Origin of the sequence: Pseudomonas extremaustralis, from assembly GCF_900102035.1 — a bacterium.
Taxonomy (GTDB): Bacteria; Pseudomonadota; Gammaproteobacteria; order Pseudomonadales; family Pseudomonadaceae; genus Aquipseudomonas; species Aquipseudomonas extremaustralis.
In genome coordinates this window covers 5899583-5917768 of the sequence record NZ_LT629689.1, presented here as the reverse complement: position 1 = coordinate 5917768, position 18186 = coordinate 5899583, and the positions used below count along the sequence as shown (strand labels likewise).

The following is an 18186-nucleotide window of genomic DNA, read 5'->3' as shown; positions in this document are numbered from 1 at the left end:
CCGTCGCCCCAATCAAACGCAGCTAATAATGCCGAGCCTTCCATGGATCTACAAGCCCGCAGACCGGCCAAACCAGGGCGTGTCAACACTGGCCAATGCCCCCATAGCCCGCACTCGACCTTTCACTTATTAGTGCTTCTCAGGGTCAGCGGACAAGGGCTGTATGCTGCGGTCTCGATTTTGCCCATAAATAGATGGGGACAAATTCTGGGATTAGGTGACCGATACCACGACTGGCTCCGCTCAGCAGCAGTGTCTTCTCGCTCATAAACAAATTTACCCTGCTAGAACGTTTTGCTTTTGTCGATAAGCGACGCGGATCAAAAATCTCACGATTGCTGATGCGCTGGTGGCGGGCCGTCAAGACGGCTTGGAGACTGAACAGAATCTAAAAAACCACCACAAAGACGCACGCAATCACTGGCCTGGATATGCCCTACTTGCCTGTTGGGAAAACTGCGATGCTTCGAATTTCGATCTTGAGCTCGGGACGGGCGAGGGCCTCGACGCCAATGATCGACCAGGCAGGAAACGGGCGTTCCGTGTACTGAGCCTTCACGGGCAAGAACTCGTCGATCGTCTCTTTCAGGTTGACGTGATAGCTCACCACTTCTACGAGATCGGCCATCGTGAGTCCTTGTAGCCGCAAGATTTCCTTTGTCCGCTCAAGCGCAACAGCGGTCTGCTCAGCGACGCTATCGGGGACAGAGCCGTCGGGTCGGAAACCGATCTCGCCAGCGATGAAGAGAAAGTCGCCGGCGCGAACCGCGGGCGAGTAACCATAACGCTCATAGCCGCTATGGTGCGCAGCAAACATCGGATGATCCGGCGGGATCTCAAGCACTTTCTTGGTCATTTCCCATGTCCTTGAATTAAATGGCTCCGAACGGAGATGGGTGCCCTCCTCCTCGATGAAAACGAGTCGACTGCGCCGTCCAGAGCATCGACTGTACGTCCACCTCGCCGATGCGCAAACGACGTATTTCCCTCATTTCAGGCCAAGTAATGCGTCACCATCGGCGAGACTCAAAAAAAGATTGCCATGACGTAAATCGAGGGTTATTTGTAAAAAAAGCCTTCCCAATATTGAGGTAGTTCACCATGCGTCGAATTGGATTCTTCGTTTGCCCTGGTCACGATGCATTGGATCTTGCTGGGCCACTTTCTGCGTTTAATCAGGTGGCCACAGCTGCCGGTCATACCCCCTATGATCTTCGCGTCATCTCAAAGTCGGGAGGGCCGGTTGTTGGCAATACAGGCCTTCCGATCGAGACGAGGCCGGTCGGCAACCGCAGGTTTGATACCGTGGTGTTTGTCGGTGGTGATATCGAGCCGATGCAGACAGCGGAGAACATCGCCATTGCCAAGCAGTTGGCTTCCAAAGCCTCGCGGGTGGCCAGCGTGTGTACTGGCGCGTTTCTGCTGGCGGAAACCGGCCTATTGGACGGTCTGAGAGCAACGACGCACTGGAGCTACACGGCGCAATTGCAGTTGCGCTTCCCGACTATCAAGGTCGAGGGCGATAGCATCTACATAGCGGACGGACGCATCTGGACATCGGCGGGCATCGCCTCCGGAATCGACTTGGCGCTGGCCATGATTGAAAGGGATATGGGCGCGGAAATTGCGCGCGATGTTTCCAGGCTCCTGGTCGTTCCGTATCGCCGGCCAGGAGGCCAGTCCCAGTTCTCCGCGATGTCGCAAATGGAACCGGAGTCGGATCGCATCCGCATCGCTCTGAATTTTGCCCGAGAACATCTGGCTGAGCCGTTGCCTGTCGAACGGCTCGCCGATGCCGCAAGACTGAGCTTGCGACAGTTCGGACGAGCATTCCGCCGAGAAACGGGTGAGACGCCAGCCAAGGCAGTCGAGCGGCTGCGAGTTGAAGCTGCATGTTTGCGCCTGCAAAACGGCAGCGAACCGATCGAGCAGATTGCTCTCGCGATCGGATTCACCGATCCAGAAAGAATGCGCAGGGCCTTCGTCAAAATCTACGGGCATCCGCCTCAATCCATTCGACGCGAGCGCAGACTCACCGGCAACACTGTGCCCTGACATGAACGCTGATTGCGGCTCCATTCAAAGAGCGTGATCGTTCCACATGTCGCGATGCAACTTCCAAACGCCGTCCTGTTTCAGAAAGATCAGGATCTGTTTGCCGCTGTACTTGAGCTTGCCATCGGCATCACGGATCTCGGCATCCGATACTTCGGTAACAGCCTGATCGTCACCGTAAAACTCGTAATTGGCGAAAGACACCGTGTCGGGCCTGGGTCCAACATGTTGCTTGCTGAAGTATTCCGTGATTGCCGTGGCGCCAATGATCTTGCCGCCTCCGGGTGGCAAGAGCGCGCCATCCTTGGTATAGAGGCGGGCGACCGCCCCATAGTCACCTCGCCCATATGCTTGCGCAAATCGCGCATTCTCGGCTTTGATGGCCGCCTCGGGCGGGCGATTCTCGCTACCGGCAGTTGCCGGCACGGAAAAGGCGAAAAGCGAGAAGCAGGCTGTAAAGCCAGTAGCAAGAACATGAAACTTCATCTGATGATTTCCCATTTTGACTTGAGTGGGTGAGCGCTGCGCCGGATGGACAGATCGAACAGGTTTCAGTCAGGCATCACGGGATCAGGGATATGACCGCAATGATGCCTGCGTTTGTTTCAGCGAACGCCTGGAATACGCGCGAGCCCCTTGGATGCGTTAGGCAAGATTTTGTCGACCATCGCGATGACTTCTGGCCGAGCGTCCCTGGGGTGACCGGAGCGGAAAGGCGGATCGGGGTCATATTCAATCGCGAGTTGCGTGAACTCGGCATCCAGGTTCCCGCGCATTTTCGCAGCGACGCGAATGGCGAAGTCGATGCCCGCAGTTACGCCACCGCCGCTCATGAACCGGCCGTTGTCGTCTTCGACGAAACGATCCGGAACGCCAATGGCGCCATATTCGGCCAGTTTGTTGACGAAGGCCCAGTGACAGGCGCTTCGCTTACCGTTGAGAACGCCGGCTGCGGCGAGTACGAGCGATCCATTGCACACCGACGTAATGTGTTTGGCGCCTTCAGCCAGGCGTCGGATCTGCGCCAGATACTCAGGGTGCATCGGCGCCGACAAATCTGAGCCGCCGGGGACCAGGATTAAGTCGGTCTTCTCAATATCAGCCAGTCGTTCCGTGTTGCCATACACGACCCCGAATTCGAGGGTCACGTTGCCCCCCTTCAGACTCGCATAGCGAACGTTCGTATTCGGTAGCCGATGAAAAATCTCGCTGGGACCGGCGAAATCGAGAAGCGTACCGCCGTCGTAATTTACGATCAGAATATTGAACGGCTCATCTGGAGCAAGCGCCCCTTTGCTGTCCGCCTGGGCAAGCACAGGCGTGGCCTTGCCAAGCAAGGCACCGCCTCCCAGGATCGAGCCGAGCGTGACGATGCTGCCGAATTTGAGAACATCACGCCGGGAACTGCCGGCCCCCATAGGCTGCTCGTCAGTTGCGTTGTTTTCGTTATTGTCGGTCAAGATATTTTCTCCTTGTGCTTGGCCCCCTGCGAGCGCAGGCAAGGTGGACCGGACTGAAGAATCACCACGACAAAATGCGTGGCGGACATGTGATTGAGAGTGAATGGGCAGGTGTAGGTCGAGGTCCTTCTAACAGAGAGCCGAAGCCTCAAAGTTGCGAAGCGCCGCCGTCGACGACCAGTTCAGTACCGACGACGTAGGAGGATTCGTCGCTGGCGAGATAAAGCGCTGCGTAAGCAATGTCCTGGGGCTCGCCCATGTGGCCCACCGGGACAAACTTTGCGAACTCATTCTTGAAGTGCTGGAGATCGTGGTCAGACATTCCCCATTTGCCGAGCAGCGGTGTGTTTATCCCACCCGGTGCAATTGCGTTGAACCGGATCTTCCGGTCCAGGAATTCGAACGACCAACTGCGTGCAAGAGACCGCACGGCGGCCTTGGCGGCGGCAGTCAGGGAAATGTTGTGCTTGCCCGTCTGCGCAACAAACGATGTATTCAGAATAAACGAGGCGCCCTCGCGCAAATCTGGCAGCACCGCCTGAAGTGTGAACACCACGCCCTTGACGTTAATGTCCATGATCTCGTTGTAGAGCTCTTCTTCGATATCGTTGATTGCTGATGGAAACGCTCGACCAGCGTTGGCAAACACGACATCCAGGCCACCGAACTTTTCTTTAACCTCAGCGGCAATCCTGCGCATATCCTCGATCGAACGTACATCGCCCTTGAGAACGAGCGCATTCTCACCCAGCTCGGCCTTCACTTGCTCGAATACGGCATCATCGCGCCCCGTAACCGCTACTCGGGCACCTTCTGCAATGAAGAGCTTCGCGGTCGCGAGGCCGATGCCACTGGTACCGCCCGTGATCAACGCTGACTTGTTCTTAAGCCTCATCTTCTGCCCCTTTCTCTGCTTCGTGATTGATCAAGCCGTAGGCCATGTGCATGGCTCCGGTCGATTTCCTGGGCAAATTATGGAAACAGGCATTAGTGGCGTAAAGGTCGTATAACCCTCAAAAAACGCCACTATTAAGAAGTTGGTATAAGTAAAAAAAGCCGGACGCTCTGGTTATTCCCGCAGGACAAACATCCACGAATAGCCGGAGTCACCACACTGGACCGCCCCCGGCACCGTAGACCTTACCAAAACCAATACGGCAGGAACTTGGGTGTCGGCTCATTGGCCAACTCCAAGTGGTAGGTAATAGAGTTAAAGAAAAACATGTCCATTATGAGGAAGGCGGCTGCACCAAAAGACACAATCACAAATTCACGATGGGGATGCACGCTGAAACGTCTCACCATCCAGGGCCTGACGGCAACAAGGGCAATCAAACCCACGGACGCACCGAGATAGTTCGGTCGAAGTGGTGTCGCCGCATACAGGCCATGAATAAACACGAGCAGTAACATTCCCAGGCCAACCACTGGCAGGTTTAAGCAAAACCTCAGTAGTTTGTCTCTGGTACTTGCAAAGAGATGGCTGCGATCCACGAAGATGTAGGCAGCCAATAAGGAAATAGCCGGTGTGATTGAAAGTATGTAACGCGCTTTCTTGGAGCTTGGGATCGTGAACAGCGCGATCACCACAAGCAGCCAGCCCGATAGATACAACAGCATGTTCGTGGACGGATGGGGGGAGCGTTCGAAAAAGCACTTCCCCTTCTTGACGATAACGTTCAAAGCAATAAGAACTGTTACGCCATAGGTCAGTAAACCTGTTGAGAAATAGAAGTAATAACGGGGCGAGTGATCACTGCTAAACCGCCCCAGCCCTTGCATGGTCAATACCTCGTGTAGAAAAGCCTCTCCACCTTGTACATAGGCAGCCCATGCCAGCACTGCGACGCCCATGGCCAAGACCAAGCCTGCCAGCAAACAAAACACAACCAGCATGCGCCATTGCTTGCTCAAAAAATAATAAGAGGCGACCACACAGGCGGGGCCGATCAGACCAATAGGGCCACGAAACGCAAAGCCCAGCGCAAGGCCTGCGAGCACAAGCGGCAATCGAAAACGTTGTTTGTATACCTCTCCCGAATAGGCCAGATAAAAACACACCACCGTAACAAGCGCGGGGTATATATCCAGTGCCAAGGAGTTCACGCCGTCCAGAAATGACCAGGTGAACAGGGTAAACACAACACCATATGCGCCCCATTTTTTCTCATGCAATACACCGAGCTTGTAAACAAACACCAGCATCAAAGCAGCGGCAACGCAGAAGGGAAGCCCCATTGAAAGAACGGATACACGGCCAAACGGCAAAGAAACCAGATAAACAAGAAGCGTATTGATTACCGTGTAATCGGGATATGGCTGCAGATTATCCGCGATGGGAAACAGCGTCACCCCATGCTCGAGCATATTTTGAGCAAAATCGACAAAGCGCGTTGTGTAATTGAGCACAGCCAGCTTGTATTGCAAAACCGCGAACACGAGAAATGTCAATATAAAAATAAATGAGCATGGCTTTTTTAAAGCCATTTCTTTCAGCACTTTCATGTGGCCCCGCTATCCCAAAAAACTCGCAGGCTAGCATTTTTCTTTTTGGGCCATCCAGACAAAAACAGGGAAAAACTGTTAAAACCATGCGACCTTTCAGCTCAACTTATCAACTAGCACACAAGTTCTGAACATCAGCTGAAGACACTCGAAAAAGATGCAAACAGGCCAGGGTAGGTATTGACTCTCTCATAAATAAATTCTATGGATTCACCAACTTAGAACTGTCGAACACAGATTCGTGCGTACATGGGCGTCATACCGCGTCGTGGGAAATCCTCCGCCCGCGCTGTATCTATTGGCGGCGGCGCAGGAGGTCTACGCGTACTGGAACAGACCCGTTCCGACACCGTGGCGTGGTATCGGAACCATGGCGGGCTCAAGCAACACCAGCCTGAGCCCGACGATCACCTCTGATGCCTCACGGCACTCAACTCAACGCCTTGAACTGCGCCTGGATGGTTTGTGCCTCGACCCGCCAAGCCTGGAAGCGCTGCTGGCGTTCGTTGCAGTCTTTCAAGCTGTCCTGAAGCTGGGCGACGCTGTCCTTGAGTTGCAGGTACTTGCCGAAGAATTGCTCCCTGAATTGCTCGGCGTTGATCAGGCCGATCAGTTCTTTGCGCCGCTTCTCAAAGTCTTCGACCATCTTCGCGATGGACTTACGGAACGCCTCTTCGCGCTTGTATTGCTCCCAGCTGCCCCAGGCTTCGATGGCGACGCCGAGAAAGGCAGGCGCACCGTTGGCGCCCTTGGCTATCGCCATGAATGCATTCTCCTGGGTAGGCCTGGTGCGGATTGCTCGCAGCCTGTCGCGACGGTTTACGCCTGGAAACCGAGTACGTTTCACTCAACACCCCGGACGTGGAGATCCGCCTGATTGCCCCTCACACCCTGGTCTACACCGGGATGCGCTGGCACGTACGCGCCTACTGCGAAAAAAATCGCCAGTACCGTGATTTCGTGCTGAGCCGCCTGCGCGGTGAGCCGGGCCTGCTCGACGCGTCGCAGAACACACGGGAACTGGACGAAGACTGGAACACTGAAGTGCCGATCATCTTTGCCCCCGATGGCCGCTTGAACGCAGCGCAGCAAGCCATCATCGAAACCGACTTCGGCATGACGGACGGGCAACTGGTGGTCGCCAGTCGCAAGGCCCTGGTGAAGTACGTCTTGCGCCGCTATCAGGTCGACCCGAGAAACCAGGCGACCAACCCTGAGGCCCAGCAGATCGTGGTCACCAACCTCAAAGAGTTGAGGCCATGGCTGATGCATGATTGAGGCGCAGCGCATGCAGGCCGGTGACCAGGCTCAAGGGCGTGACCGTCACGCCTCGAGCGAGCATTCGCCGAAGAACCGTTCGAAGAGCGGCGTAGGCAAATGCTTGGCGTCAAGCAGGCCGAAGTGCTTGCCCACGTTGCGCCCGAGCGCCATCAGCGTGTTTGCGCTGTTTTTCGTGCCGGCGTATCCGGCGCTCAGGATCGACTCGACACATGCGTCCCCCGTCGTATCGCGCTGATACGCCCGGCCCGTGATCAAGACGTCTACCAGACACACGCTGACGCGTTCATCGCCCAAGACGAAAGGCTCCAGCGCCTCGCTCGCCAAGGCGGCACGCAAGCCGTCCTCGCCCCCTGCGACAATCCGCTCGAGTTCGTCGAGTGACCGGTCGAAGAGGTCGAACTCCTGCATGGAAAACGCAAAACAGTAGTCCTGCGCGGTCGCCCGCGAGACCGGGCGCTCGGTGTGCGCACGCGTCGACAGCCAGTCCACGAACGAGGCTTTATCACCTTTTCCGCCCTGGCGCCGGAAGAACAGATAGTCGTTGATGACCTGGCTGAAGGGGTTTCCCGTCGGCACCCAGCCCGTGCTGTCGCGTTCGCGTTCCGACAGGTCGGGGACGACAGCCTTCGGCGTGCAGCCAAAGCAGCGCAGGTCATAGCCAAGCACAAACAGGCTGGCCTCGAATGCATGGCACCGCGCAGGCAGCGCGCCTTGCTCGGCGAACCAGCCGGTACGCTCGAGCAGGGCGCGGATAATCCAGCCCAAGCGCACTTGCCAGCGGGCCCATGCCTCGTAGCTGATCGAAGAAAACTGCGGCGCGGCCAACCCGTTCAAAAACGCTCCGGGGTTGCGGATCTGGTTGCCACGCGCAGCGCCGGACGGGAACGCCAGCAAGGGTTTGCCGCCTCCCGTCCATTGCTGGCGAAACAATGAATACAGCATGCCTATCGCAGCACCGACGCGGCTGTCATAGATGGGTGAGCCCGACGAATCAAACAACGCGTGAATCTTAGTCAGGCCCGCATCGAAACGCTCGACGCTGCTCGCGTCGAGATCATCCAGATCATGGTCGCCGTCGAGCGACATCAATCCGGCCATCTTTTGCAGGTAGCGCGACAACTCGCCCCTTGCGGCCAGCCGGTGCAAAAACGCAATGGCGCCCCGGACACCGCCCCACCGCAGAATCTGCAGACAGGCCTGCAGCGCTTGCTGCTCGTCCCCGCGCTTGACCGCACTCGTCAGCCATTGGCGAAGTTGCCCGAGAGAGCGCTGAGTTTCCGCCCAGGTCTGTGAATCCACCGGGCGTTGGTGGCTATCCTGCCAGCTTGCCTTCCAGCGATAGTGCCCCAGTACCTGCTCGATGCCCTGGACATCAGCCGTTAAACCGCCAGGTACCAATGGGCTCGACTTGAAGCGCAGCTTGAACGTCAGCCTCGGCAAGTTCGTCGCGAGCCATGCGATGAAGGACTCAATTTCAGGTTGTGCCAGGAACTGTTCGCGCCGCATGCGGACCACCGTGTCAGTAATATCGAATGGCCACACCCTAAGCAAAACCACAGCCTCCGTCCACGTTGTTTGCCCGTACAGATAAATCAATGGAACAGGCGCCAAGGCCCAGACCAGACACTTCTCGATCGTCATCGGGGCTGAGCGGCACTCTATATGTCGACTTTCAGACACTTCTCTTCTATTTAAGCGCGGCCCATTGCCCGAAATGATCGGCACGCCCCTGTAAAGCGCCTGCGCGACGGTTATGCCGCTCCGACGCCCCGCAATCTATAAATTATCGGAATATGCAAACCGCTTAAAAACGCGCGATCTAAGTCATTCTCAACAATAAGAAACAGCAAGTTAGCAAACTAACTAATTTAAAACACTCGTGCGAATAGATGCGCACCTGTCTTCAGATCGCGTTAACAACAACTGCGCGCATTATTTCATTTCACATATATTTTACATTCCCTTACATATGCTAATGTCATTACGACATCAACGCTGTCCAACCAGGTTCCAGGAGTGTGTATGACCGGTGTATTGGCATCCGTTAACAGCCGCACACAACTGGTCGGGCAGAACAGGCTCGAACTGTTGTTATTCCGTTTCAACAATCAGCAACTGTACGGGATCAACGTATTTAAAGTTCGCGAAGTTATACGCTGCCCGAAGCTATCTTCGATACCAAAGTCTAATAGCAATATTTGTGGCGTTGCCAATATCCGGGGTGTGTGTATCCCTATCCTTGACCTGGCCATGGCAACGGGACTGCCCGGCGTCGAGGATCAGGAGAGCGCTTTTATCATTCTGACGGAGTACAACAATCGCGTTCAGGGCTTCCTCGTCTACGCGGTCGAACACATCGTCAATCTGAACTGGGAAGACATTCATCCGCCGCCCAAGGGCAGTGGTGAGAACAATTACCTGACGGCCGTCACCCGCACCGACGACCGCCTGGTCGAGATCATCGATGTTGAAAAGGTGCTGACAGAAATTTCGCCATCGTCCGAGGAAATATCCAGCGGCGTGGTGGAACACGACGTCACCCAACTGGCCCGCCACCTGCGCGTGCTGACCGTGGATGATTCGATGGTTGCGCGCAAGCAGGTCACCCGCTGCCTGGAGACCGTGGGCGTCGAGGTGGTGGCCTTGAACGATGGCCGCCAGGCGCTTGATTACCTGCGCGCCATGCTCGACGAAGGGCGCAAGCCGGATGAAGAGTTTCTGATGATGATTTCCGACATCGAGATGCCGGAGATGGACGGCTACACCTTGACCGCCGAGATCCGCAACGACCCGCGCATGGCCAAGCTGCACATTGTGCTGCACACCTCGCTTTCCGGTGGGTTCAACCAGGCCATGGTCAAGAAAGTCGGGGCCGATGACTTCCTCGCCAAGTTCCGCCCCGATGACCTGGCCGGTCGTGTCGTCTCACGTATCAAAGCTGTTAACCCGAACTGACGCGTCGACCCAACGACACTCAAGCCAAGGAGGCTGTAAGGAAACACATAAGAATAAAACCCATTGAGGGCAGATTATGTTGAAGTGCAACGAGTTCTATTATCTGGCGCCAGACAGCGAGACACGGCCGTACTGGAGTGACCTCACCGGTAACGCCCCCTCGAATGCCCCGTGCGCCATGGGCTGTGCCCCATCGCCTGCCGAGACGGCCGTCTCATCGGACCCGGCCACCGCGCAAGCACCTGCGGCAACTGCGATCCCCCCCACCTGCATGAAAGACGAGCTGGTCGCTGCCCAGGAAATCTGTACCCGCGCCAAGGCCGCCGTGGTCGAGATGTTCAGCCATGTCCGCATGGGCCGCGCCCTGGAGCTGGAAAATATCGGCGCACTGGTCGACGACATTGCCTCATCGATCGCACGCCATCCCAATGCATTCATCAGCCTGGCGCGCCTGAAAAGCCTCGACGATTACACCTATATGCACTCAGTGTCCGTGTGTGCGCTGATGATTGCCCTGGGCAACCAGCTGAACTTCCCCGCCGAACTGACCCGTCGAGCAGGGATGGCCGGCCTGCTGCATGACATCGGCAAAATGGCCATTCCGGGTGCGATCCTCAACAAGCCTGGGCGCTTGAACGATGACGAAGTGCAACTGATGCGCACCCACCCCCAGGAGGGTGAGAAAACCCTGCTGGCCACCGCGCAAATGTGCGACATGGTCGTGGATGTGTGCCTGCATCACCATGAGCGGGTCGACGGCAACGGCTATCCCCATCAGTTGGCGGGCGACCAGATCAGTCTGTTTGCACGCATGGCCGCCGTTTGCGATGTCTACGATGCCATCACCTCGGACCGCGCCTACAACCAGGCCTGGGACCCGGCGGTCGCGATCCAGCAAATGTCCACATGGGACGGGCATTTCGACGACGAGGTGTTCCGCGCGTTCTTGAAGTCCGTGGGCATTTATCCGGTGGGGTCTATCGTTCAATTGAAAAGTGGCAGTATCGGCGTGGTGATCGAACAACATCCCGCCTCGTTACTGACGCCAAAGGTCAAGTTGTTCTTCTTACCGGTATTAAATATCTATATAACGCCGAGAATAGTCGACCTGAGTGACCCCGAACAAACCGATCGCATCATCGCGCGCGTGCCGCCACAACGTTACGATTTTAAGAATACCGAGCGTTTTTGGCTCAACGATGAAGTCCCCGAATAGCATTAAGGCAGCACCCAGCTGTACCGCACTTATATGCGTAAGCAGCCCTTGATCGAGCAATAAGCCTTGCGAACAAAAACAAACTGAAATGCCAACATACAGTCATGTCGGCAACTACGAACACGGGCGGGAAACACCATGAAATTCAACTCATTACAGACTCGGATTTGCTTCACAGCCGGACTCTGCCTGTTAATTTCTTGCGCGAGTCTGGTGTCATATGGGCTTTATTCGTCCAATGCCAACCAAGCCTATGTGGGCACACAAGTTTCAGCATTGATTGAAAGCAGCACCATTCGCGAAGTGCAAAACCTTGCGGAGTCCCGTGCCAATGCGATCAAGGCAAAACTGCAAAATGCCCTGGACTCGGCACGCACGCTGGCCAATGCGCTGGGCGCGAGCAAAAGTGCGCAGAGCCCGCTGGCCCTCGGCCGCGACCAAATCAATACGATGCTGCTCAGCGTGCTCAAGGACAACCCCGACTTCAACGGCACGTATTCATGCTGGGAACCGGATGCGGTGGATGGCCAGGACCAGGCGTTTCGTAACAACGAAGGCGGTAACAACCCGCTGACCGGCCGTTTCACGCCCTATTGGACGCGCAGCTCGGACGGCCATGTTGCCGTGCAACCACTGGTCGAATACGACTCCGATGCCCGCCACCCCAATGGCGTGCTCAAGGGTGGCTGGTACAGCGGCCCCCGGGACACCCGCAAAGAAAGCGTGCTCGACCCCATTCCCTACGTGGTGCAAGGCAAAAATGTGTGGCTGACCACGCTTTCGGTGCCGATCACCGCCGATGGCAAGTTTTACGGCGTGGTCGGTGCGGACTACGACATTTCGTTTATCCAGAAACTCAGCGAGCAAATGTCCGCCGACCTCTATGGCGGCAAAGGCTCCGTATCGATCCTGAGCAATCAGGGGTTGGTGGTGGCTGACAGTAAACACCCAGAGCTGATCGGCCAGCCGCTCAAAGGCTTGCTCCCTGACACCTGGGAAAAGGTGCTGGCCAATGTACAGAAAGGCCAGGGCGACAGCCGACTCAACCAGGATTCCCAGGAAATCGAAGTGCAGATGCCGATCGTCCTGGGCCGCACCGAAAAACCCTGGGCCATCTTGATCCACCTGCCCAAGGCGGTGGTCATGAGCCAGGCTATTGTCCTGGAGAAAGAGCTGCAATCCCGTGGCGTCAGCAGCAGTATCTGGCAGGTCGCGGTCGGCCTGGGTATCTCATTGCTGGCCTTGCTGGCGCTGTGGTTTGCCACCGCCAAAATCGTCGGGCCGATTCGTGAAGCCGCGGCCTTGGCTGCCACGATCAGCCTGGGGGATTTCTCTCGTCGCCTGGTGCAGAAATCCGACGATGAAGTCGGCCAGTTGTCCCTGGCTTTGAATGAGATGTCCGAAAGCCTGCAACGCCAGGTCCGTGTGGCCGAACGTATCTCCGAAGGCGATCTGGACCTGGAGGTGCGCCTGTCTTCGCCCAACGATACGTTGGGCAAGTCCCTGGAAAAAATGGTCGGCAACTTGAACACCTTGATCTCCCAGGTCCAGGCCAGTGCCACGCAAATCACCGGCAGCTCCGCACAGGTCACCGACTTGAGCCAGTCGTTGTCCGACGGCGCATCCAATTCGGCGTCGTCCATCACTGAAATCAGTGCCGTCATGACACAAATGGCCGCGCAGACCCGCGACAACGCCGCCAATGCGAAAAAGGCCGACGAACAATCCCAGGCTTCCCGCGCCGACGCCGGGGAAAGTGACAAGCTGATGAGCGAGCTGATCGCTGCCATGGCCGAAATCGACAATTCCGGCAAAGACATCACTGCGATCATCACCACCATCGACAACATCGCCGCCCAGACCAACCTGCTGGCCTTGAACGCTGCGATCGAAGCGGCCCGCGCCGGAGAATTGGGCCGCGGCTTTGCCGTCGTCGCCGATGAGGTGCGCAGCCTCGCCGCCCGCAGCGCCGAAGCGGCCCAGCAGACCGCTGCGCTGATCGCCGACTCATCGACCAAGACCCAGCGCGGCATGATCATCGCAGGGCGCACAGCCGACTCGTTGCGTAACATCGTCACCGGCACCAGCACTGTGTCCAGCCTGGTTTCGTTGATCTATCAGGCGTCCAGCGAACAGGCTTCGGGCTTGCAGCAGGCCAGTATCGGCCTGGAGCAGATCGATGAAGTCACCCAGCAGAACCAGGCCAACTCCCAACAATGTGCGGTGGCGGCTCGCAATCTCTCGGAACGAGCCAGCTCCATGCAGCAAGGGTTGAGCCGGTTTAAAGTCAAGGCGACATAACACCCATCGGTAGCGAAACCGGGGAGGAAATAAGCCACCGCCCCGGTCCCTCCGCAAAAAAGCCACGCCTTTTCATGAAATATTAAGAATCGCCTCCCTATACTCACCGATTGCGAGCCGTTCCCTCGAATGGTCCCCTGCTCCGGTAGCCCGATTCCATGACGCGTCCTGTTCCCCTACTACTCCTGCTTGCTGGTCTATTGTTCTTCTTCGCCCTTGGTGGCCATGAGCTGCAAGGTTCCACCGAAGCCCGCGTCGCCGGGATCGCCACGGCCATGCACCTGGACAACGACTGGGTGGTGCCCCGCCTGTTTCGTGAACCCTTTCTCGAAAAACCGCCCCTGAGCCTATGGTTGGACGCCGGCGCGATCCGCCTGTTTGGCGCGACCACCTGGGCCGTGCGCCTGGCCTCGGCGTTTGCCGGGTTGTTCAGCGTGATGCTGCTCTATGGGATGCTGCGCACGTTCGGCCGCCCCAAGACACTGGCGTTCAGCGCGGCACTGATCCTGGCGACCATGGCCAGTTACTGGGGCAACGTGCGGGGCGTGGGTGAAGATGCATTGCTCAGCCTGGGCGTAACCACTGCGCTGCTGGCGTTCTACCAGGCGATGCGCCCCGAACGCCAAGGTCCGGCCACGGGCGCATGGGCAATGTTTACCGTTGGGATGGTGATTGCCACCCTGAGCAAAGGCGTACTGGGCCTGGCGATGCCGGGCATTGTGATTTTTGTGTACCTTGCCAGCACCAGCCTGATGGACAAACGCCTGCGCATCGGCGACTGGCTCCGGCCGGCGCTGTTCACCTTGCTGGCGCTGGTGCCATTGCTGATCTGGCTGGGGTTTCTGTTCCAGCGCGGCGGGCTGCAGGCGGTGGGCGAAGTGCTGTGGACCAACAGCGTCGGGCGGTTCAGCGGCTCGTTTGTCGAAGCCGGGCATTACGAACCCTTCTACTACTACATCGCCAAACTGCCCGAAGCCTTTTTGCCGTGGAATATCCTGGTGTACCTGGGGCTGTGGCACTTCCGTAAAAGCCTGGTGCGCAACCGCTACCGTCTGTTTTTCTGCGTATGGCTGGTGGCGCAATTCACCCTGCTGACCCTGGCCTCCAGCAAGCGCACGGTGTACCTGATGGCCCTCACACCGGCCGCCGCCGTATTGGCCGCCGAATATGCGCGAGTGCTGTTGTACTGGCTCAAAGATCACAAACCGGCGCTGTATCAGTCGCATAAGATCGTGATCGGCGGCGTGTTCGCCGTGATCATCGCCTGCTACCTGAGCGCGGCCTTCTGGTTCGCCCCTAAAGCCGACGTGCGCGAGTCGTTCGTACCGGTGATCCGCCAGATCCAGGCACTGCAAGCCGAAGGTAAGGAAGTGGCGTTGTTCCAGCCCAACGAGCGAATCGACGGGGCCAGCATGTTCTATCTGCAGGCTTACTTGCCGATCCTGCAAACCGAACCGGAACTGCGCAGCTACCTGGCCGCCAAGCCCGGCAACGTTGCGCTGCTGGACCATACCAACGAATTGACCGCCCCGATCACGATCGTCAAGCAGATGTCGATCAGCCGCCAGCCTTACTACTTCATCACGCAGTAAGGCCGGCGCGGGGGCTCAGTGCTTGGTGAGCTTGTCCAGGTAACCCATGGCGAACGCCGAGACCACGAAGGTCATGTGGATGATCACGTACCACATCAAATGCTGCGGATCGACATTCTTGGCGTCCATGAAGATGCGCAGCAGGTGGATCGAGGAAATCGCCACGATGGAGGCGGCCACTTTCATCTTCAGTGACGAAGAGTCCATGGTGCCCAGCCAGTTGAGCTTTTCCTTGTTCTCATCGATATCCAGCTGCGAGACGAAGTTCTCGTAGCCGGAAATCATCACCATCACCAGCAAGCCGCCGACCAGAGCCATGTCGATCAACGACAGCAGCACCAGGATCAGCTCGGACTCGGCCATCGAGAACACGCTCGGCAGCAGGTGAATCACTTCCTGGAAGAATTTCAGCGAAAGCGCCAGCAACCCGAGGGACAAGCCGAAATAGATCGGCGCCAGCAGCCAGCGCGAGGCGTACATCGCATTTTCGATAAAGCGTTCCATTGGTTCTCACACAGCATGGCTAAAAATGGCGGCGAGTATATCAGCCGCCACCTACCCCCTGTAACCGCGAGAAAACTGACCTGGGCGGCATCTGTAAGAGGATTTTTCTGCTAGTGTCGAGCCCATTAACTCGGCACGATGACGTCGGACAGGAAAAACTCAGATGATGGATGTGCGATCCCCTTTGGCCAATCTAGGCCTGTGCGCGGCATTGCTGCTGGCGGGCGGCTGTTCCCCAAGCGATGAACAGAAGCAAACCACCCTCGAAGAGAAAACCGCAAAATTCGAACACTCCCTCGACAGCATCCAGGACCCCAAATTGCGCGACGCCGTCGCCGATCTCGGTGGCTCGCTGCTGTTGCTCGAGCGCGCACAGGCCAAGCTCGCCAGTAAGCCCATCGAGGCCGAATACGGCGAAGACAGCCTGGCGCTGCTCAAGCATTACCCCACACCCCAGGCGCTGGTCGACACCTACATCAATGGCCTGTTCGTGCTACGCAAGACCTCGCATTCCGACTACTTGACCGATCTGCAGCCGGTCTTCCCGTTCAACTTCAATATGCCGGACCAGTTCCCTTTCCCCCACGGCCTGGAATGGCAATCCGTGACCTTGAGCAACAACAAGGTGGTGCCGTTCCAACCCGAATGGTCGGAAACCGATCCCGGCATTCAGTTGAGCCCCAGCAGCTCCAACCTGACCAACCCGGATGACCTGACGGTGACCTACCCGTTCATTGACGGCATCGAGACGGAAAACAAGCGCCAGCCGCAGCCCGTCAGTCTCAAGGGCAAGGTGGAAGTGGTCGTGCCGGGCAAAGTGCTGAGCTTCGATCTGTCCAAACAGGACGTGGGCCACAAGCGCACCGATGGCAATATCACCGTCAACCTGCTGTTGCTTGAGAAAAACTACGCCGAGATCGAGCTGACCAACAGCAAGCCGCTAGCCCCGGAAGTCGGGGACGTAACGCCCAACCCTCTGCTTGTGCAGGCGCGGGACAGCACCGGGCAATTCCTCACACGCTCAGGTTCGATTAACGAAAGCGCTGCACAAGTGGCGTTCTACGAGAAACAACTGGCCGAAATGCAAAAGCAAAAGGCCTGGTCGCCGGCATTCGAAAAGCAACTGACCGATGCGCAGAAGGCCTTCGAGCACCAGCAGAGCAGCCATTACGCCAAGGTGTATTTCAACGGCCTGATCGACACCCTGCAGATCAACGTGCTGGATTTCTCCACGGCCACCGTCACCCGCAAGGACCTCGACCTGCCGGTCCTGCGCTTCGACAAGAACAGCCTGGAAAAAGCCGTCCAACCATTGCCGATGCCTGTCACCGTGTATGACGACGGCGCCGCCGACTGGCTCAAAGATGCCAACCTGACCGAAGACCAGCTCAAGAACAGCGTCACCATCAGCCAGTCGGTCGAAGACGCCAGCGCCGCGCATATCGTGTTCGATCACCCGTTCACATTTAATGACGACCTGGCAGGCAGCGAGCGCAACAGCAGTGAATCGCCGGTGACCTTCTTTACCGCCGACGACAAGGGCGAGCGCGGGGAGCCCATCGAGCTGCCGGCCGAAGCCTATGAACTGAACCCGGCGCGCGGCACGCTCACCTACGACCTCAACCTGTTCCCGGAAACCCCGGCCTATGTGGTGGGCTCGATTCCACTGTTCCTGGCCACCGTCGAAAAAGGCCAGATCGACGCGGCCAAGCTCCCCAAAGGGCTGTCCCTCAAGGACAACGCGCTGATCGTCGATCAGAAGGCATTTCCCGCCGACAGCTGGCGCTTCTATGCCAAGGATGCCAGCGGCAACTACCTCAAGGAGATTCTCGGCGTGAGCCACCATGCCGAGGAGTACGGCACGGCGCTGTTTGACGTGCATTACTTCTATGGCCGCCCGACAGCCCTGGAAAGCTACCAGCGCACCAACCTGAGCACCGTGCAATACGGCTTCGAGGTCAAGCTGGACAAGCCCGAAAGCAAATGAGCGAGGATTAAAGCGCCAGGCGTTCCTGCGCGCCATTGAGCTGTCGCAGATGGGCCTGCATATGCAGGCACCAGATCTGCGGGTCATCCGCCAACTGGTAACCCTGCTGGGTCAGGCTTTCCACGATGGCCTGCAACATGGTTTCCGCCACGACGGCACCCTGGAACGGCCCCTGGGACTTGATGGTGGAAGGTTGCTCACCGGTCATTCCAGCGGCAAACAGCAAGGTCCACATGCCATTCTCGCGGGCGAGAGGGCGTACGCAGCATTCGATTCGAGTGACCAGGCCGAGGCACTGGCGGGTGAGGCAGAGGTTGCGCGACATGGCGG

15 protein-coding genes and 1 pseudogene are annotated in these 18186 nt (G+C 57.4%); 7 read left to right on the top strand and 9 right to left on the bottom strand.

Annotated elements, in window-relative coordinates:
* Nucleotides 1-436: 436 nt before the first annotated feature.
* A complete protein-coding gene (locus BLR63_RS27300) occupies nucleotides 437-856 on the bottom strand; it encodes a RidA family protein (protein ID WP_010562588.1) in 420 nt (139 codons plus the stop codon).
* Nucleotides 857-1101: 245 nt separating this feature from the next.
* Here BLR63_RS27300 and BLR63_RS27295 point away from each other — a divergent pair, with 245 nt between their 5' ends.
* Nucleotides 1102-2055, top strand: coding sequence for a GlxA family transcriptional regulator (locus BLR63_RS27295; RefSeq protein WP_010562587.1), 954 nt, complete (start codon nucleotides 1102-1104; stop codon nucleotides 2053-2055).
* Between the two features lie 24 nt (nucleotides 2056-2079).
* Here BLR63_RS27295 and BLR63_RS27290 read toward each other — a convergent pair whose 3' ends face one another.
* The 5 genes from BLR63_RS27290 to BLR63_RS27270 form a co-directional block, all read right to left on the bottom strand.
* Nucleotides 2080-2541 (bottom strand): YybH family protein, encoded by a 462-nt coding sequence (locus tag BLR63_RS27290; protein WP_010562586.1) that lies wholly within the window; start codon nucleotides 2539-2541, stop codon nucleotides 2080-2082.
* Between the two features lie 119 nt (nucleotides 2542-2660).
* Nucleotides 2661-3515, bottom strand: a complete 855-nt coding sequence (locus tag BLR63_RS27285; RefSeq protein ID WP_010562585.1) for a DJ-1/PfpI family protein — start codon at nucleotides 3513-3515, stop codon at nucleotides 2661-2663.
* 148 nt (nucleotides 3516-3663) lie between these two features.
* Entirely contained in the window at nucleotides 3664-4410 is a 747-nt protein-coding gene (locus BLR63_RS27280) for an SDR family oxidoreductase (protein ID WP_010562584.1), read from the bottom strand.
* Nucleotides 4411-4655: 245 nt separating this feature from the next.
* Nucleotides 4656-6020 (bottom strand): glycosyltransferase family protein, encoded by a 1365-nt coding sequence (locus tag BLR63_RS27275; protein WP_010562583.1) that lies wholly within the window; start codon nucleotides 6018-6020, stop codon nucleotides 4656-4658.
* Between the two features lie 430 nt (nucleotides 6021-6450).
* The gene (locus BLR63_RS27270; RefSeq protein WP_010562582.1) at nucleotides 6451-6783 is read right to left on the bottom strand and encodes a LeoA/HP0731 family dynamin-like GTPase; all 333 of its coding nucleotides are present in this window, start codon (nucleotides 6781-6783) and stop codon (nucleotides 6451-6453) included.
* Between the two features lie 32 nt (nucleotides 6784-6815).
* Here BLR63_RS27270 and BLR63_RS27265 point away from each other — a divergent pair.
* Nucleotides 6816-7298, top strand: a pseudogene (locus BLR63_RS27265) (WYL domain-containing protein); the annotation flags it as partial.
* A gap of 45 nt (nucleotides 7299-7343) precedes the next feature.
* Here the strand turns inward: BLR63_RS27265 and BLR63_RS27260 are convergent.
* A complete protein-coding gene (locus BLR63_RS27260) occupies nucleotides 7344-8807 on the bottom strand; it encodes a hypothetical protein (protein ID WP_010562580.1) in 1464 nt (487 codons plus the stop codon).
* A 516-nt stretch (nucleotides 8808-9323) separates the two neighbouring features.
* Between BLR63_RS27260 and BLR63_RS27255 the strand changes: the two genes are divergently transcribed.
* From BLR63_RS27255 to BLR63_RS27240, 4 genes are all read left to right on the top strand, one after another.
* The gene (locus tag BLR63_RS27255; RefSeq protein WP_010562579.1) at nucleotides 9324-10256 is read left to right on the top strand and encodes a chemotaxis protein CheV; all 933 of its coding nucleotides are present in this window, start codon (nucleotides 9324-9326) and stop codon (nucleotides 10254-10256) included.
* Nucleotides 10257-10332: 76 nt separating this feature from the next.
* Nucleotides 10333-11472, top strand: coding sequence for an HD-GYP domain-containing protein (locus BLR63_RS27250; RefSeq protein WP_010562578.1), 1140 nt, complete (start codon nucleotides 10333-10335; stop codon nucleotides 11470-11472).
* 138 nt (nucleotides 11473-11610) lie between these two features.
* The gene (locus tag BLR63_RS27245) at nucleotides 11611-13773 is read left to right on the top strand and encodes a methyl-accepting chemotaxis protein (RefSeq protein ID WP_042946313.1); all 2163 of its coding nucleotides are present in this window, start codon (nucleotides 11611-11613) and stop codon (nucleotides 13771-13773) included.
* Nucleotides 13774-13931: 158 nt separating this feature from the next.
* Entirely contained in the window at nucleotides 13932-15365 is a 1434-nt protein-coding gene (locus BLR63_RS27240; protein WP_042946311.1) for an ArnT family glycosyltransferase, read from the top strand.
* Between the two features lie 15 nt (nucleotides 15366-15380).
* Here the strand turns inward: BLR63_RS27240 and BLR63_RS27235 are convergent, their stop codons facing one another.
* Entirely contained in the window at nucleotides 15381-15869 is a 489-nt protein-coding gene (locus tag BLR63_RS27235) for a TIGR00645 family protein (RefSeq protein ID WP_010562575.1), read from the bottom strand.
* Between the two features lie 163 nt (nucleotides 15870-16032).
* On the opposite strand from BLR63_RS27235, the gene BLR63_RS27230 reads away from it, so the two are divergent.
* Nucleotides 16033-17856: a hypothetical protein gene (locus tag BLR63_RS27230; RefSeq protein WP_010562574.1), complete on the top strand. Its 1824-nt coding sequence runs from the start codon at nucleotides 16033-16035 to the stop codon at nucleotides 17854-17856.
* Nucleotides 17857-17863: 7 nt separating this feature from the next.
* On the opposite strand, the gene BLR63_RS27225 is transcribed toward BLR63_RS27230, so the two are convergent.
* A complete protein-coding gene (locus tag BLR63_RS27225; protein ID WP_010562573.1) occupies nucleotides 17864-18181 on the bottom strand; it encodes a PA4575 family protein in 318 nt (105 codons plus the stop codon).
* Nucleotides 18182-18186: the final 5 nt, after the last annotated feature.

Excerpts from the sequence above, each read along its gene's own strand:
- BLR63_RS27300 (WP_010562588.1), bottom strand. The coding sequence starts at position 856 with ATGACCAAGAAAGTGCTTGAGATCCCGCCGGATCATCCGATGTTTGCT.
- BLR63_RS27295 (WP_010562587.1), top strand. The coding sequence starts at position 1,102 with ATGCGTCGAATTGGATTCTTCGTTTGCCCTGGTCACGATGCATTGGAT.
- BLR63_RS27290 (WP_010562586.1), bottom strand. The coding sequence starts at position 2,541 with ATGAAGTTTCATGTTCTTGCTACTGGCTTTACAGCCTGCTTCTCGCTT.
- BLR63_RS27280 (WP_010562584.1), bottom strand. The coding sequence starts at position 4,410 with ATGAGGCTTAAGAACAAGTCAGCGTTGATCACGGGCGGTACCAGTGGC.
- BLR63_RS27275 (WP_010562583.1), bottom strand. The coding sequence starts at position 6,020 with ATGAAAGTGCTGAAAGAAATGGCTTTAAAAAAGCCATGCTCATTTATT.
- BLR63_RS27270 (WP_010562582.1), bottom strand. The coding sequence starts at position 6,783 with ATGGCGATAGCCAAGGGCGCCAACGGTGCGCCTGCCTTTCTCGGCGTC.
- BLR63_RS27260 (WP_010562580.1), bottom strand. The coding sequence starts at position 8,807 with ATGCGGCGCGAACAGTTCCTGGCACAACCTGAAATTGAGTCCTTCATC.
- BLR63_RS27255 (WP_010562579.1), top strand. The coding sequence starts at position 9,324 with ATGACCGGTGTATTGGCATCCGTTAACAGCCGCACACAACTGGTCGGG.
- BLR63_RS27250 (WP_010562578.1), top strand. The coding sequence starts at position 10,333 with ATGTTGAAGTGCAACGAGTTCTATTATCTGGCGCCAGACAGCGAGACA.
- BLR63_RS27245 (WP_042946313.1), top strand. The coding sequence starts at position 11,611 with ATGAAATTCAACTCATTACAGACTCGGATTTGCTTCACAGCCGGACTC.
- BLR63_RS27240 (WP_042946311.1), top strand. The coding sequence starts at position 13,932 with ATGACGCGTCCTGTTCCCCTACTACTCCTGCTTGCTGGTCTATTGTTC.
- BLR63_RS27235 (WP_010562575.1), bottom strand. The coding sequence starts at position 15,869 with ATGGAACGCTTTATCGAAAATGCGATGTACGCCTCGCGCTGGCTGCTG.
- BLR63_RS27230 (WP_010562574.1), top strand. The coding sequence starts at position 16,033 with ATGATGGATGTGCGATCCCCTTTGGCCAATCTAGGCCTGTGCGCGGCA.
- BLR63_RS27225 (WP_010562573.1), bottom strand. The coding sequence starts at position 18,181 with ATGTCGCGCAACCTCTGCCTCACCCGCCAGTGCCTCGGCCTGGTCACT.